The sequence below is a fragment of the Mycobacterium sp. genome (assembly GCF_035314665.1).
Taxonomy (GTDB): Bacteria; Actinomycetota; Actinomycetes; order Mycobacteriales; family Mycobacteriaceae; genus Mycobacterium.
In genome coordinates, this window is sequence record NZ_DATFZD010000162.1 from 24837 (window position 1) to 38604 (window position 13768).

General features: G+C 65.8%; 10 protein-coding genes and 1 pseudogene. 2 read left to right on the forward strand and 9 right to left on the reverse strand.

What is annotated here, in order from left to right:
* Window position 1: 1 nt before the first annotated feature.
* Window positions 2-3253, reverse strand: coding sequence for a LuxR family transcriptional regulator (locus tag VKI00_RS13075; RefSeq protein ID WP_324438019.1), 3252 nt, complete (start codon window positions 3251-3253; stop codon window positions 2-4).
* 203 nt (window positions 3254-3456) lie between these two features.
* Here VKI00_RS13075 and VKI00_RS13080 point away from each other — a divergent pair.
* A pseudogene (locus VKI00_RS13080) lies at window positions 3457-4617 on the forward strand (cytochrome P450); the annotation flags it as partial.
* A 90-nt stretch (window positions 4618-4707) separates the two neighbouring features.
* On the opposite strand, the gene VKI00_RS13085 reads toward VKI00_RS13080, so the two are convergent.
* From VKI00_RS13085 to VKI00_RS13110, 6 genes are all read right to left on the reverse strand, one after another.
* Window positions 4708-5304, reverse strand: coding sequence for a hypothetical protein (locus tag VKI00_RS13085; RefSeq protein ID WP_324437953.1), 597 nt, complete (start codon window positions 5302-5304; stop codon window positions 4708-4710).
* 117 nt (window positions 5305-5421) lie between these two features.
* Window positions 5422-6108, reverse strand: coding sequence for an alpha/beta hydrolase (locus tag VKI00_RS13090; protein WP_324437955.1), 687 nt, complete (start codon window positions 6106-6108; stop codon window positions 5422-5424).
* Between the two features lies 1 nt (window position 6109).
* Window positions 6110-7198 (reverse strand): diacylglycerol kinase, encoded by a 1089-nt coding sequence (locus VKI00_RS13095; protein ID WP_324437957.1) that lies wholly within the window; start codon window positions 7196-7198, stop codon window positions 6110-6112.
* A 104-nt stretch (window positions 7199-7302) separates the two neighbouring features.
* Complete coding sequence (locus VKI00_RS13100; protein WP_324438021.1) at window positions 7303-8055, reverse strand: cutinase family protein; 753 nt, start codon at window positions 8053-8055, stop codon at window positions 7303-7305.
* 122 nt (window positions 8056-8177) lie between these two features.
* Window positions 8178-9284 (reverse strand): DUF1214 domain-containing protein, encoded by a 1107-nt coding sequence (locus VKI00_RS13105; RefSeq protein ID WP_324437959.1) that lies wholly within the window; start codon window positions 9282-9284, stop codon window positions 8178-8180.
* Entirely contained in the window at window positions 9281-9856 is a 576-nt protein-coding gene (locus VKI00_RS13110; protein WP_324437961.1) for a TetR/AcrR family transcriptional regulator, read from the reverse strand. Before VKI00_RS13110 ends, VKI00_RS13105 begins: the two co-directional genes overlap by 4 nt.
* 28 nt (window positions 9857-9884) lie before the next feature.
* Between VKI00_RS13110 and VKI00_RS13115 the strand changes: the two genes are divergently transcribed.
* Window positions 9885-11132: a sulfotransferase gene (locus VKI00_RS13115; protein ID WP_324437963.1), complete on the forward strand. Its 1248-nt coding sequence runs from the start codon at window positions 9885-9887 to the stop codon at window positions 11130-11132.
* 12 nt (window positions 11133-11144) lie between these two features.
* On the opposite strand, the gene VKI00_RS13120 is transcribed toward VKI00_RS13115, so the two are convergent.
* Both VKI00_RS13120 and VKI00_RS13125 read right to left on the reverse strand, forming a co-directional pair.
* Window positions 11145-11660, reverse strand: coding sequence for a peptidoglycan endopeptidase (locus VKI00_RS13120; RefSeq protein ID WP_324437965.1), 516 nt, complete (start codon window positions 11658-11660; stop codon window positions 11145-11147).
* 316 nt (window positions 11661-11976) lie between these two features.
* Window positions 11977-13644, reverse strand: coding sequence for a DUF4407 domain-containing protein (locus VKI00_RS13125; RefSeq protein ID WP_324437967.1), 1668 nt, complete (start codon window positions 13642-13644; stop codon window positions 11977-11979).
* Window positions 13645-13768: the final 124 nt, after the last annotated feature.

A 13768-nucleotide genomic window follows, 5' to 3' on the forward strand; every position in this document is an offset into this window, starting at 1 on the left:
TTCAGTCGTGGCGAGCCGCTTCCTGGACGAGTTGTACGCGCGAACTCAGGCCCAGTTTGGTGTAGACGTGGGTGAGGTGGGCCTGCACGGTGCGCGGTGACACGAAAAGCCGCGCGGCGATGTCTTTGTTGGCCAGCCCTTCGCTGACGAGTCGCACGACGTCGACCTCGGTCGGCGTGAGTGAGGCCCATCCGCTGCTCGGGCGTTTACGTTCCCCGCGGCCGCGCCGTGCGTAGGCGATCGCCTCTTCGGTCGACATCGTTGCGCCCTCGGCCCACGCGGCATCGAAGTCGTTGGCGTCCATGACACTTCGCACTGCAGCCACCGAAGCTTCGCAGCCGGCGTCCCAGACCTTGAACCGCACCACGCCCACGCGCTGCCGGATGGCTTGTGCCGCGCCGAAAAGCCGTGCCGCTTCGCGGTGACTGCCGGCATCGCCGGCCAACCCGGCGAGGCACTCCAGGGTGTCGGAAACGCCCAAACGGGAACCTTCGGGAATGCTCGCCAGCGAGTCATGGGCGTCGCGCTCAGCCTGCTCGGGCTCACCCTGTGCTATCGCCACGCGGGCGCGTGTGGTCAGCCCCCACATCAGCCCGGCCCAGCCCGGCGCCATCGCGACCGCGTCGTCGGCCCAGCGCCGGGCCGCGATCAGATCCCTGCCCGCCAGTGTGGCAAGCGCGATGATGGGGCGCAGGTGCGCCGCAAAGCCCGGCGCGAAACTCCCGTGCTCCCAGGCCGCCGCGGTCGCGTCCAGGGCCGTCTCGACATCGCCGGCGGCCAAGGCCGTGTTTCCCAATGCGAAATAACCAACGCTCGCGGCGAGCCCGCCGAACTCGGATGCGAACCCCAGGCTCGCGTCGGCTGCGGCGCGGGCCGCAGCCGTGTCACCCTGCCACGCCAGCGCGGTGCCCTGGTGCCCGAGGCTCACCGCCTCAGAGATCCCATCGTGAGCGGTCTTGGCCTCGGCGGCCACCGCGCGGAATTGTGCGACGGCTCCGGCTAGTTCGCCCTGCCATATCTGCGCCACACCCAGGCATACGCGGCAGTGGCGCGAGTTGAACCCGTCCCCGATCGTGTCGGCGAGGTCGCGTCCTTCTTCGGCGACCATGCGCGCCGCGATCGGGTCACCGGCGGCGATCGCTGCGTCGGCCTGCCAGGCCAGAATCTGGCTGAGCCTCCACCGATCGTCCAAGGCTCGGGCGAGTTCGATCGCCTCGGCGAAGTAGGTTCCTGCCAGTTCGGCGTTGTAGGCGGCGGTCAAGCCGCAGGCGGTCAGCGCCCTGGCCAGCACAGCCGGGTCATCGATGTCGCGCGCGAGCGCCAAGGCTTGCTGCGCCCGATCCACGCTGTCGGCAGCGCCCAACACTAAGTCGATCACCGCTTTGTCGGCTAGCGCCCGGGCGCGTATCGCGGCCGCCACCTCGGCGTCCTGTGCGACCTCGTGGGTGAGGACGCTGTCGAACCAAGTCAGCCCTTCGCGGACACGTCCCCGCGCTTGCCAGAGCGGTTGCAGCGAGGACGCCAGCGTCAAAGCAAGCGCGGTGTCGGAGTTTTCGCGACTCCACGAAAATGCGGCGCGCAGGTTATCGATCTCGGTTTCGGCCTGATCGAGACGATGCTCATAATCACTGCCTGCCGGCGCGTCGACCGTAGCAGCCAGCGAGGTGTAGTAATCGCGGTGACGCGTGCGCACGGCGTCGGCTTCGCCGGACTCTCCGAGCTTTTCCTGCGCGTATTGGCGCACTGTCTCCAGCAGGCGGTACCGGGTTCGGCCCCCGCTGTCGTCGGCCACCACCAGCGACTTGTCGACCAGCAGGCTGAGCTGATCCAACACCTGATAACGCTCCACCTCACCGGAGCCGGCGACTGCTTGGGCGGCGTCGAGGTCGAAGCCGCCCAGAAACACCGCTAGCCGGCGAAACAACACCCGCTCGGGCTCGGTCAACAGCGCATGCGACCAATCCACCGAGGCGCGCAGGGTCTGTTGGCGGCGCACCGCGGTGCGTGCACCGCCGGTCAGCAGCCGGAACCGGTCATGCAGGCTGTCGAGGATTTCGACCAGCGACAGGGCACGCACTCGCGCGGCGGCCAGCTCGATCGCCAGCGGCAAACCGTCCAGGCGACTGCAGATTTCGCCCACCGTTGCGGCGTTGCCGTCGCTGAGGGTGAAGTCGGGCCGAGCGCGGCGGGCCCGGTCGGTGAACAGTTCGAGGGCCTCGTCGGCCAGCGACAGCGACGGCACCCGCCAGCTCACCTCACCGGCCACCCCGATCGGCTCACGACTCGTCGTCAACAGGGTCAACCCCGCCGCTGCGAGCAGCGCATTGACCAACGCCGCACTCGCATCCAGTAGATGTTCGCAGTTGTCTAGCACGATCAGCATTTGATGGTCTGCGACAAATCGGGTCAGCGTGTCCATCGTGGAGCGGCCGGGTTGGTCGGGCAGCCCCAGCGCGCGGGCCACCGTGATTGGCACAACCTCGGGGTCGGTGATTGGTGCCAGATCCACATACCAAACCCCGTCGCTGAATTCGCCGGTGAGTTGTGCCGCGAGCTGTATCGCCAGCCGGGTCTTACCTGCTCCACCGGCACCGGTCAGGGTCAGCAATCGGCTCTCGCTCAAGAGCTCGCGGACCTGAGCCATCTGGGCGTCACGACCCACGAAACTCGTCAACTGCACCGGAAGACGCTGAGAAATAACGGCTTTGGAGACTCGTAATGGCGGAAACTCGTTCACCAAGTCGGGATGGCACAGCTGCGCCACCCGCTCCGGACGGGGTAGATCGCGTAACGCGTGAGTGCCCAGATCGGTCAACCAGCTATCGGCGGGCAGCCGATCGGCCACCAAGTCTTCGGTGGTGCCCGATAGCAGGGTTTGGCCGCCGTGGCCGAGATCGCGCAGCCGCGCGGTCCGGTTGATGGTCGGACCGGCGTAGTTGCCTTCGTCGCGCAACTGGATTTCGCCGGTATGCACACCGATGCGCAATCGGATCGGGGCCAGCGGGGCGCGCTGCATCGCCAACGTCGCGGCAACCGCATCCGAGGCGCGGGCGAACGCGGCCACGAAGCTGTCGCCCTCACCCTGTTCGACTGGGCGCACGCCGTCGTGGGTGGCGATGATCTCCGACACCGTTTGATTCAGCCGCGCGATGGCGGCCGTCATCTCGTCGGGCTGGGTTTCCCACAGCCGCGTCGAGCCCTCGACGTCGGCCAACAGCAACGTCACGGTGCCCGTCGGCAACAGACCGCTCACGTCTAGCTGACTCCAGTCCATCAGGGGCGTGTCGGCACGTGGATCGATCTCGCTCATGCTAGCCAGCATGCGGCAACCACGAACCGCAAAACATCAGCACAAACGCGTAGATCGCGACCGGCGGCGCAATCTACGACCCTGCTCGCCGAAATCTAGGACTTACGGCGGATGGTCTGGACCTCCCGACGCGCGATCGTCGAACCATGACGACCAGCATCTGCACGACCGTTTCTGAGGCGGGCCTGCCATCGATCGCCTACGACCATCTCGACGACCCCGAAGAGGCGCACCGCGTCATCGGGCAGGCACGCCGGCGGGGGCCGATCGCAATCGGACCACACGGACCAGAGCTCTTGAGCTACGAACTGGTCCGCGCCGTGCTGCGCGACTCCCGCTTCGCCCCTGCGGTGAAGCCGGTGATGGCCGCACAGGGCATCACGTCAGGCCCGGTGTGGGACAGAGCGAACCAGAGCATCCTGGGACTCGAGGGCGCGACGCACCACCGGCTGCGCCGACTCGTGTCGAAGGCCTTCACCCCACGTGGCGCCGAGCGGCTACGGACGCTCATCGTCGACGTCATGACCGAACCCATCGACCCGCTCGCAGCCGCCGGGCGCTGCGAGGTGGTCGTCGATATCGCCCGCCGATACCCCACCCCGATCATCTGCGCGCTGCTTGGTGTGCCGCGTCAGGACTGGCAGCTGTTCTCCGCGTGGGCCGACGACATCAAAAAGGTCTTCGACTGGAACGTCGCCAACGACGAGCCCGTGATCGTGGCGGCGTGGGAAGAGCTCGACGCGTACCTCGAAGAGATGCTTGCGCAACGCCGCGACAACCTCACCGACGACCTGATCTCGGACCTGATCCGCGCAGAGGAGGACGGTGACCGCCTCAGCCGCCGCGAACTTCTCATGCTGGCCAGCACTCTCCTTATCGCCGGTACCGACACCACCCGCAACCAACTGGCGGCAGCGGTTTATGTCTTGGCTCAACACCCCGACCAGTGGGCACTGTTGGGTGAGCATCCGGAGCTGGCCGGCGATGCCGTCAACGAGCTGATGCGTTATTGCCCAATCGTTTTCGCCCTCGTCCGAGTGGCGGCCGAAGACGTCCACTTGGGCGGTGTGACCATTCCGGCCGGGTCCATGGTGGTCGCCAACGTCGCGGCGGCCCACCGTGACCCAGCCGTTTACGACGACCCCGATCGCCTAGACATCTGCCGCGAGCTGTCGGCGCCGTTCCTGTCCTTCGGTAGCGGCGCCCACTACTGTCTGGGCTCGCACCTGGCCCGACTCGAACTCGTCGAAGCTCTGCGCGTCATCACGAGCCGCATGCCCAATCCGCGCTCCGATGGGCTTGCCCACTGAAGGCAACTCACCGGTATCACCGGCCCGATCGCGCTGCCCCTGGAATTCGACCCCGGACACTGAATCCGCCAGACACGCTGATACTGATCAGCTCCCGAGACCCTTCTTGATCGCGTCGTCTTGCTTGTGGCCGACGTCGAGGACGAACTCGGGCGGTGCCAGTGCAAACGTTGGGCCGTCGAATTCCAGCGTCACGAACGCCTTGCCCTCGGTGAACACCAACACCGTCTCTCCCTTGGAGTGATCCGGTGACGTTCCCGAGATCGTCGCGCCATCCACCCCGACCTCAGCCGATAAGGGCTTTGCGAGCAACGCTTCGCGGTGAATCCCCTTTGCCGAATCCAGCTCGTTCGCGGCAGCCGCAGGGTCCGGCAGGACTTGGATGGTGTCGATAATCGTGTGGGACTTGTCTTGGTCGCTGAACGTTATCGTCGCGCCCTGCTGGCCGTTCGGGTTCAGAACGGGTGGACCGACGGCGGTAAAGGGTTCGGGTGCGCCGATATCAGTGGCCTTGATCAGCAGCGAGATGTAATCGCCTGGCTGCACATGTGAGGTGGTGGCGGTGGTGGGTGATCCCGATGCCGGCGTCGAAGACTTCGAATGGCTGCTACAACCGGTTAGCGACGCTCCTGTCAGCGCTGACGCCACGATTACTCCGGCGATCACCGGGTGAGAAATCCTCATCGGGCCGCACTCCCTTCCACCTAGCTAATCGGGAAACCGTAACCCAAGGGGGATTTATCTGGTCGGAGGACGCGATCCTCGGTGGTGTCAGCACACTCGGAACGGCTCCAGCCCAGTCTACGAAATATCGCTGCGCACGGCCTCGAAGATGATGTCAAGCACCGCTTGCGGTCTGGTGATCAGGGGAGCGTGGTCCGCGTCGTGGGTATGGACATTCGCCTGCATGCGTTCGGCCATGAACTTCTGGGTGATCGGGTTGATCATCCGGTCTTCTTCGGCGACAAGACACCAGGACGGCAGGTCTTTCCAACCCGGCCTGGGCACGGGTTGCTGGATGCATGGCGCGGCGATCGGCCGCTGGACCGCCGCCAGCACGGCATGTTCCTCGGCAGTGCCCTGCTGGGCGAATGCCTTGGCAAAAGCGTTGGCCGGCAGCCAAATCCAGCCCTGGTCGTCCGGCTTGAGTTCGGGCGCGTCGGGATGCGAGGGATCGCGGTAGAAGACATCGGCGACGGTTTCGCCCTCGTCGGGCGCCAGCGCGGCGACGTACACCAGCGCACGCACGCGCGGACGCTTGGTGGCGCCGATGACTCCGCCGGCATAGGCGTGTCCCACCACGACGACCGGCCCTTCGGTTCTGTCGATCGTGCGATCGAGCGCGTTCACGTCGTCGGACAGAGTGGTGAGCGGAATCGGGGCGGCGACGACTGGAATCCCGGACTGGTCCAGACCGGCGATGACTCGACTCCAGCTGGATCCGTCGGCCCAGGCCCCGTGGACCAGCACCACCGTGGGGGAGCTCATATCAGACCGCTGCGACTCCCGCCGGCGCGTATAGCCCGCTTCCGGTGACGAACGGCAAGTCGAGCGTGGTCCTGATTCCGGGCGGCGCGGCGACCACGGCCGGGATCGCGTTGACGATGCGCCCCGCCGCGCCGACGATAGCCGCGTGGTTGTGATCGCCCTTCCGGCTGGTCGGGCAGATGTCGACGGTGTAGGACGGCTCGCCGATGATTTCCACGCGATACGAGCCGCCGGGCTGGGCGGGTTGCGGCCAGTCGGGTCGCAGATCTTCCCGCAATCGGGTGATGTGTTCGACGACGATGGCTGGGCGCCCGTCGCACATGCCCTTGATTTCGAATCGCAGCGCGGCCGTGGTCCCCTTCGCGACGCGCCCCACCGCGATGTCGAAGTCTTCCGGCGCCGGCTCGCGCTGGTAGGACTCGGTGATCTCGTCCAGTTCGATACCCAGACCCACGGCCAGCTGACGGATCGCCGAGCCCCAGGCGATGCTCAGCACGCCCGGAAGCAGCAACATCGGCGTGTCGTCCAGGGGCCTGCCGAAACCCATGTAGTGCATGACCTCCGCGCCGTCGTAGGTCGCGTAGTCGGCGATCTCCATGCAGCGCACCTGTTCTATCTGCTGGCAGGTGCTTGCGAGCGCGAACGGGATCAGGTCGTTGATGAACCCCGGGTCGACGCCGTTGATGAAGATGCTCGAATTACCTTGCCGGGCAGCGTCTTCGACGCGGGCGATGTACTTCTCGGGCATCACGCCCCACGGATACTGCAACATCCCCGGCGACGACCCGACGACGTTGATGCCCGCGGCGAGGATACGCATGACGTCCTTCATCGCTTCGGGCAGGCGCGTGTCACCCATCGCGCAGTACACGACGCATTCGGGTCCGGTGGCGAGAACCGCATCGAGGTCGTCGATGGCGGCGATGCCGGTGGACACGTCCACCCCGGCGAGTGTTCCGGCGTCCTTGCCGACTTTCTCCGGCGACGAGACGCACAGCCCGGTCAATTCGAATTGCGGATTGGTGACCAGCTCGGTCAACGCCAGACGACCGACGTTTCCGGTGCCGACGTGTGCGACGCGGATCGCCATGACTGTCCTCCGTCCCTGGATGCGAGCGCACAGACTTTCTAGACGCTAGTCCAGGGCAGGGAAGCCGACCACGGCGGCGTTGCGCCGCCCGCTACGCGTTGACGTCAGTCGCCGAAGCCTTGATGTGGAGTCGTTGTTGCCACATGAGTGCCACCCGCGCCGAGGTGGCTGGCGGCGAAGTCGGCCCCTTGGGATATCACGCCCCCGTCGTCTGCGTACCCATCGTGCGCGGCGAAATTCATCCCGTCCGAGCAGATCGGGTCCTCGGGAGCACACACCTTGATGGTCTTGGCCTGATACAGCGGGCCGATCACAATCTGCGGTTGGCCGAGGAAGTTCATTGCCCGCACGTTGGGTGTTCCGAATAGCACGACCGCGGCGACGTGGTTGGCCACGGCAGGGTCCAGCGGTTTGGGGATGGTCGCCGGATCGACGTCGGGTGGTATCGAGTCCGGGACGGCAGGCGAGGTGACGAAGCCCATCACGGCGGCGCCTTGTGAGTAACCGCCGAGCACCATCTGGGTGTTCGGGCAGGCTGAGGCCTCGTTGACGACATGAGTGGTCACGTCTCTAATACCGTCGAGTCCGGTCGACCACTGGTCGCTGGCCGGGTAGTTGACCGGATATACGTCCATGGACTTACCGCCCAGGCGCGCGCGCAGGGAGTCGACGAATGCCTGGCCCGTCGGGCCGACACCCGGGTCCTCACCGGTGCCACGAGCGAACACCACCTCGGTGTCCGGGCAGCCCTGGGCGGACGCGAAAGGAACTGCGGCGGTTGGGAGGACAGTGGCAAGCAGCCCTGATGTGGTTGCTACCGCCGCGCCAAAGAGGCGAGTGATGTGATGAGCAATCATGCCGCAGAAGATTCCCTCGAGGTTGGCTACATAAACTACGAATCTCCACATTACATAGGGGTCGCCGAGGGACTCACGGCGAACGGTTAACGCAGGGTTAAGCCGAGCGACTCAGCGCCGTGTTAGTCAACGCTCGTCGGCGCCTCGGACAGCTTCACCAACCGCACTTCAGGCCGCGCCGGAACCTCGTCGGCAAGGAACCACCGGAAGGCGAGGTTGCCGCGGGGATAGCCAAGCGTGGTCAGGGAATTCGGGTGCGTCGTCATGTCGCGAGAGATCACGATCGTCGCCGTCCCGTCTGCGTTGAGCACCGCGCTATGGCCGTTGACCGAGCTGCGCGCATCGGTGACGCCGTGGGTGGCCATGAATTGGTTCCACACCACCAGGTTCCAGAACCGGCACCGCGGCGGCCGGTGGGTGATGACGAGCGCTTCGTCCTCCTCGAGGACGTAACTGCCGTAGGAGTAGCACGCGTCTCGGGCCGACCATCCGAAGTTGGCGTCCGGGGTTTGATACGGGTCGGCGAACTGATTGGCCGCGTGCGCGATCTCGTGGCCCAACACGTGCGCCTCGTCGACCCGCGCTCCCACGGCCAGCGGGAGGATCGCGAACATCGTGCGCAGCCAGGCGGCACTGGCCCGTAGCCGCACAGCCGTTTCGGCGTCGCCGTGCCGGATCGGTTCCGGTTCGTCGAGCGCCTCGATACGCCAGTTGATCGGGCGACCGGTCAGTGGGTCGGCCTGATAGTCGCGGGTCATCAGAACCGCCGCGTCCGGCGTGGGCCCGAGCTCGAACGAGAAGTTGCCGGCTGCGTCGATCTCGAGGTCGTCGTCGCGCACGATTGCCACGATGCGGTCCGACCAGGCGCCCGGCGACGGTTCGTTGTAGGCGGTCAGTGAGAAGTACACGCTGTCGCCGCGGTTGCCGCTGATGCGATAGCGGCGCTTGGGGTCGACCGGACACATGTAGTAGTAGGCGTCGGTGTTGTCGCCTCCCCATCGTCGGTCTCGGCGGAACGGCGTATTGACCGCGACGAACACCGGTCGACTGGGCTCGGCGAAGAGATAGGTGTCGAAGGCTACGCCCAGCGTGGTCGCGAGCATGCGGTAGCCGTCGGCGACGTGTCGGTCGTCGGTGACGGCGCGATCGCCGTCAAGGAAGGAGCTGTCGAGGCCGCCCAGGGTCTGCAGCAATTCGTGCCACGCGATGGTGGACTCATGGTGGGTCACGTGCTGATCCCTCTCGTGATGAAAGCGGCCGTGCGGTCTACCCAGGAATCGTCGAGCGTGTCCCCGCGCGTGAGCAGAGCCAGGAACGTTGTGCCGGCGACGACCTCGACGATCTCGGCCGCGGTGACGTCGGGCCGTACCTCGCCGCGGGTGACGGCGTCCGCTAAGCGATCCGAAAGGCCGCGCGACAAGATGTCGCCAAAGCGCTCGAGCAGCGCCGAGTGCAACGTCAGATCGGCGGCCATCTCACCGACCAGGCCGGGCAGTGCGGCACGCGCGGCCGGAGTGGTCAGCACCTCCGCGGTGCGGCGAACCATCTCGCGCACGTCGCCGGCCAGCGACCCCGTTTCGGGCAGCGCGGTCGCGTCGCTGATCGGGAACACCGCCTCGTGGACGAGATGCGCCTTGCCGGGCCAACGCCGGTAGATCGCCGGTTTACTGGTGCCGGCCCGCCGGGCAATGGCGTCGACCGAGAGGTCCGCGTAGCCCGTCTCGGCCAGCAGTTCGACGGTCGCCTGCAACACCGCGCTGTCGATGCGCTTATCGCGGGGGCGTCCAAGCTCTGTCGTCATTACGAAACTCAAAGTAACATAAGTCGCCGTGACCGATGCCGCTCCCACCCTTGTGCACCTGGACGACCTTGCCGAGCCCTGCTTCAGCCCGCAAATCGAGCCGATCCGCGAGCTCATGGCCGCGATGGCGGCAGAGTGCCCGCTGGATGCCACGGCGCTGCACGCCAAAGCCACCGCCGATACCGGACTAACCGACTTCGGGGCCGACGATTACCGGGAACGCCTCGACGTCTACCTGGCCGCGCTGCAAGAAATCGGCAGCCTGCACGGGCCGGGAATCGTCAACTTCCACGCACAGCTGTTGCAGTGGCTCAAAAACCGGCTACTGCTCAACGATCTACTGGCGCGACACCCCGAGATCTACGACATCGAGCTGCTGCCGCCGGTCGTCATCGCGGGCCTACCCCGCACCGGAACCACCCATCTGCACAACCTGCTCGCGTCGGCCCCGACGTTTCGCACCATCCCGTACTGGGAGAGCAACGAGCCGTTCCCGCTGCCCGCAGAGCTAGGGGCCGAGCCTGATCCGCGCAAAACTCGGATGGACGCCGCCGTCGAGTTCATGAACGCGGCGATGCCGCACTTTCCGCTCATGCATGAGATGACGACCGAGCATGTCCACGAAGAAATCCAGCTGCTGGCCAACGACTTCTCATCGATGCTGTTCGAGACCCTCGCACACGTGCCTCGGTGGCGCGACTACTACCTGGCGCACGACCAGACGTCGTCATACGAGCACCTGACCTTGCAGTTGAAAGCGTTGCAGTTTCTGCGCGGCGGACGCCGCTGGCTGCTGAAGTCGCCCCAGCATCTCGAGCAGTTGCCGGTGCTGGACGCCGTCTTCCCCGGGGTGATCGTGGTGTGCACCCACCGCGACCCGGTGCCGGTAGCGCTGTCGATGATCGCGATGATCACCTACACCGCGCGGATGCATTGCTCCCCGGTCCCGGTGCGCGAGATCGCCACGTCGTGGATCGACCGCTTGCAGACGATGTTGGACGCGCTCGTGCGCGATCGTGCTGTCATCCCGCCCGAGCGCTCCGCCGACATCCGCTTCGACGACTTCATGGCCGACGAGCTGGGCGTCGCCGAACGGGTATACGACCTCGCCGGCGAGCCGCTGACGAACGCGGCCCGCACGGCAACGGCCGATTACCTCTCGGGCCACCAGCGTGGCCGGTTGGGACAGATTGCGACGTCGGCCGAAATGTTCGGACTCGACGAGCAAGGTCTAGCCGCCCGCTTCGCCCCGTACGTGGAGCGGTTCTTGGCGTGATTGCCGGGCGGCCTAGGTAGCCGCGGGCGCCTGGTCAGGGGCCGGAGGAGCGTCAGGAGCAGGCGGCGGCGGCGCGTCAGGAGCGGGCGGCGGCGGCGCGTCAGGAGCCACCATGTTCACCAAGACCGGAGCAGGCGGCGGTGGGGCGTCCGCTGGTGCATCCGGATCCATGGGGAGGTACATGTGATGGGTGAACTGGGGCTGGTAGGCGCCGCCGCCACCAATTCGCACACCACCGCGTTCACCGCTGGACACCGGTGTGCCATCCGGCAGCGTCACCGCGGTGTGACCGCCATTCCAGCCGATCACCAGAGCGCCCGGGGCGGTTCCGTATTTGAAGCCGCGTGCCAACAAGGCCGACTCTTCATTTCCGGTGTTGAACCTTCCGGCGAAAGCCGGCCGGTCGGCAGCGACATTCGATACCAAGGAGGCCAGACCCGAACAGTCCGTTCCGGCGCGCGAATAGCCGTGGCTATACGGCGTGCCCGACATCTGCTGAACCAGAGCCATGATCGTTTCTAAAAACATGCGCCGGGACGTTAACAACAAGATCAAAAACGGCCAAAAATTCTGGCAGCCATCACTTTCCACATTATTGAATGGCCTACGCTACATTTCTGCACAAAAAGCCCTGTTAGGCAACGGCTTAGAACTAGTTAATTAGACATGTGTCAAAGATTATGTAATTCTTGGCTTTCCGCAATTTTGGTCTCAGTTGTGCAAAACCTTACGGCACAAATGGTTGCGGGCAAAAGACTTATTTTCGCTGGTGAGCGATATTGCGCTGCTAAGCGATCGCTCAGCACGCTTCGAACCTGCGATCACGACATGGTGTCGTTCGCCACTACTCCGCAGGCGGCAACTGGCGTGGGCCGTCGGCTGCACGCACTTCACGTGGTCCCTCGCGCTCAGTCAGACCGCGTTGGGACCCACGCTGCGCCAGCGGCAAATCGTCCGCATGCTTAGCGGATAGACGCTTTGACGTCACGGGTTGCGCAACATGTTGTGCACCGAGGTGATCGTCGTCAGCGCCACTGATGGCGGCCGATCCGCTTGAGTGCGTATTGCCGGCACTCTCTTCGCTATCGAGGGTGATCTTGCGAGTACGCCTGAGCGCGAAGGTGATTTCCTCGACCTCCTCGTACACCTGACGCACGGTACGCAACGGATGAGTCGAGGTGTCGATCGCGCGGGCAACAAAGCCCGGAACCAGCGGACGAATCCAGCGAGCGGCGGCTTTGGTGACGTCTGGAATGGTCGGGATAGCCGGCGTGGCCGGCACGTCGGGTGGTTCAACCGGTGCGGGCAGGTTCGGTGTCTCACTCGCATCGACTTTCACCCCGGCGTCGGGCAATTCGGTCGCAGCGAAGCTCGCGGCCTCGGCCTCGGCGGCGATCGGCAGGTAGATGTCTTCGACCACCGGCTCGGCGACGGGTGCCGACCTTTCGACCGCGGCGCTCACCCGCTCGCGTAGCTGCGCGCGGTCGATCTCGGTCTGAGCCTCGACGGCCAGTCGGGCTTGGACGAGTTGCTGCTCGGCCCACATCGTTTCGGCGGCCGCACGCACCTCGGCTCGTTTGACCGCGATCGCGGTGTCCGCCTCGATCTCGGCGCGTTCGCGTTCGGCACGGGCCTTTGCGAGGCGATCGTGGGCCGTTTCACCGCGCCACAGCCGCAAGATCAAGGGCAGCAGGCTCAGCAATATGAAGAACGCGATTGTGACGAGGCGCAGCATCAGTGCGCCGGCGTTGGCCAACGTCAGGTCGTGCATGGCGAGCCAGCGCGCACCCAAGCCATGCTCAGCAGTCGCCGATTGACGCCCTCGGGACAGCGCCCGCTCGCCGTCGGTGATTTTCGCGTCCAGTTCAGCAGCGTCGCGGTCGCGGGCGGCGATGGCGGTGTCCAGCTCGCGCTGGGAATCTGCGAGAAGCTCATTGGCGGTCCGGGTTTCGGGCCCGGAACCGGACACACCGGTGATCCGGGTCTGCGGGCACGCCGGCGTGGGATGGTATTCGCAGCGCGCGACCACCAACGCCTCATCCCGGTGGACACGTGCGGTGTCGACGGGCCCGTCGAGCGCGACTCGGGTGTTGCGCAGCTGCGTCAGGCTCGTCGAGGCCTGCACGACCGCCGGTGCCGAGTCGGCATCGCGGGCCGCCTGCAGCTCCAGATGACGGTCGATCGAACCCGAGAACACCGCCAGGGCGGCGAACTCGCCCACGATCGTGCCGAGCGCAACTGCGACCAGTCCACGTCCCACGATTCCGTGCAGGCCGCGGATCGGCCCGCTGGCGATCCCACGGGTGATCGCGCCGACCAGCAACCCGAACACCAGGGTGAAGGGAATGATGGCCAGCATCGGCCAGCGGGACGCTTCCAGCACGGCGAGGGTCGTCACCAGCCACGCCAGCGCAGCGTTGAGGATCACGACCACGCCGGCGATCGCATGCGCCGACCGCTCGTGACCTTCGTCGAGTTCGCGGCGTTCTCCGCCGCCTACCCAGGTGAGCATCGGACTCAAAACACCTCCTGGTTGTGCCAGCCTGACAGGCCAAGGCCGTGGATACCGAATCAGCGGGTGGATGTGTGGCGCGGCTAACAGCGTGACCAGAATCGCCCAGCCCGGTTCGCACCGG

Excerpts from the sequence above, each read along its gene's own strand:
- VKI00_RS13120 (WP_324437965.1), bottom strand. The coding sequence starts at position 11,660 with ATGTTTTTAGAAACGATCATGGCTCTGGTTCAGCAGATGTCGGGCACG.
- VKI00_RS13125 (WP_324437967.1), bottom strand. The coding sequence starts at position 13,644 with ATGCTCACCTGGGTAGGCGGCGGAGAACGCCGCGAACTCGACGAAGGT.
- VKI00_RS13100 (WP_324438021.1), bottom strand. The coding sequence starts at position 8,055 with ATGATTGCTCATCACATCACTCGCCTCTTTGGCGCGGCGGTAGCAACC.
- VKI00_RS13110 (WP_324437961.1), bottom strand. The coding sequence starts at position 9,856 with ATGACGACAGAGCTTGGACGCCCCCGCGATAAGCGCATCGACAGCGCG.
- VKI00_RS13090 (WP_324437955.1), bottom strand. The coding sequence starts at position 6,108 with ATGAGCTCCCCCACGGTGGTGCTGGTCCACGGGGCCTGGGCCGACGGA.
- VKI00_RS13085 (WP_324437953.1), bottom strand. The coding sequence starts at position 5,304 with ATGAGGATTTCTCACCCGGTGATCGCCGGAGTAATCGTGGCGTCAGCG.
- VKI00_RS13095 (WP_324437957.1), bottom strand. The coding sequence starts at position 7,198 with ATGGCGATCCGCGTCGCACACGTCGGCACCGGAAACGTCGGTCGTCTG.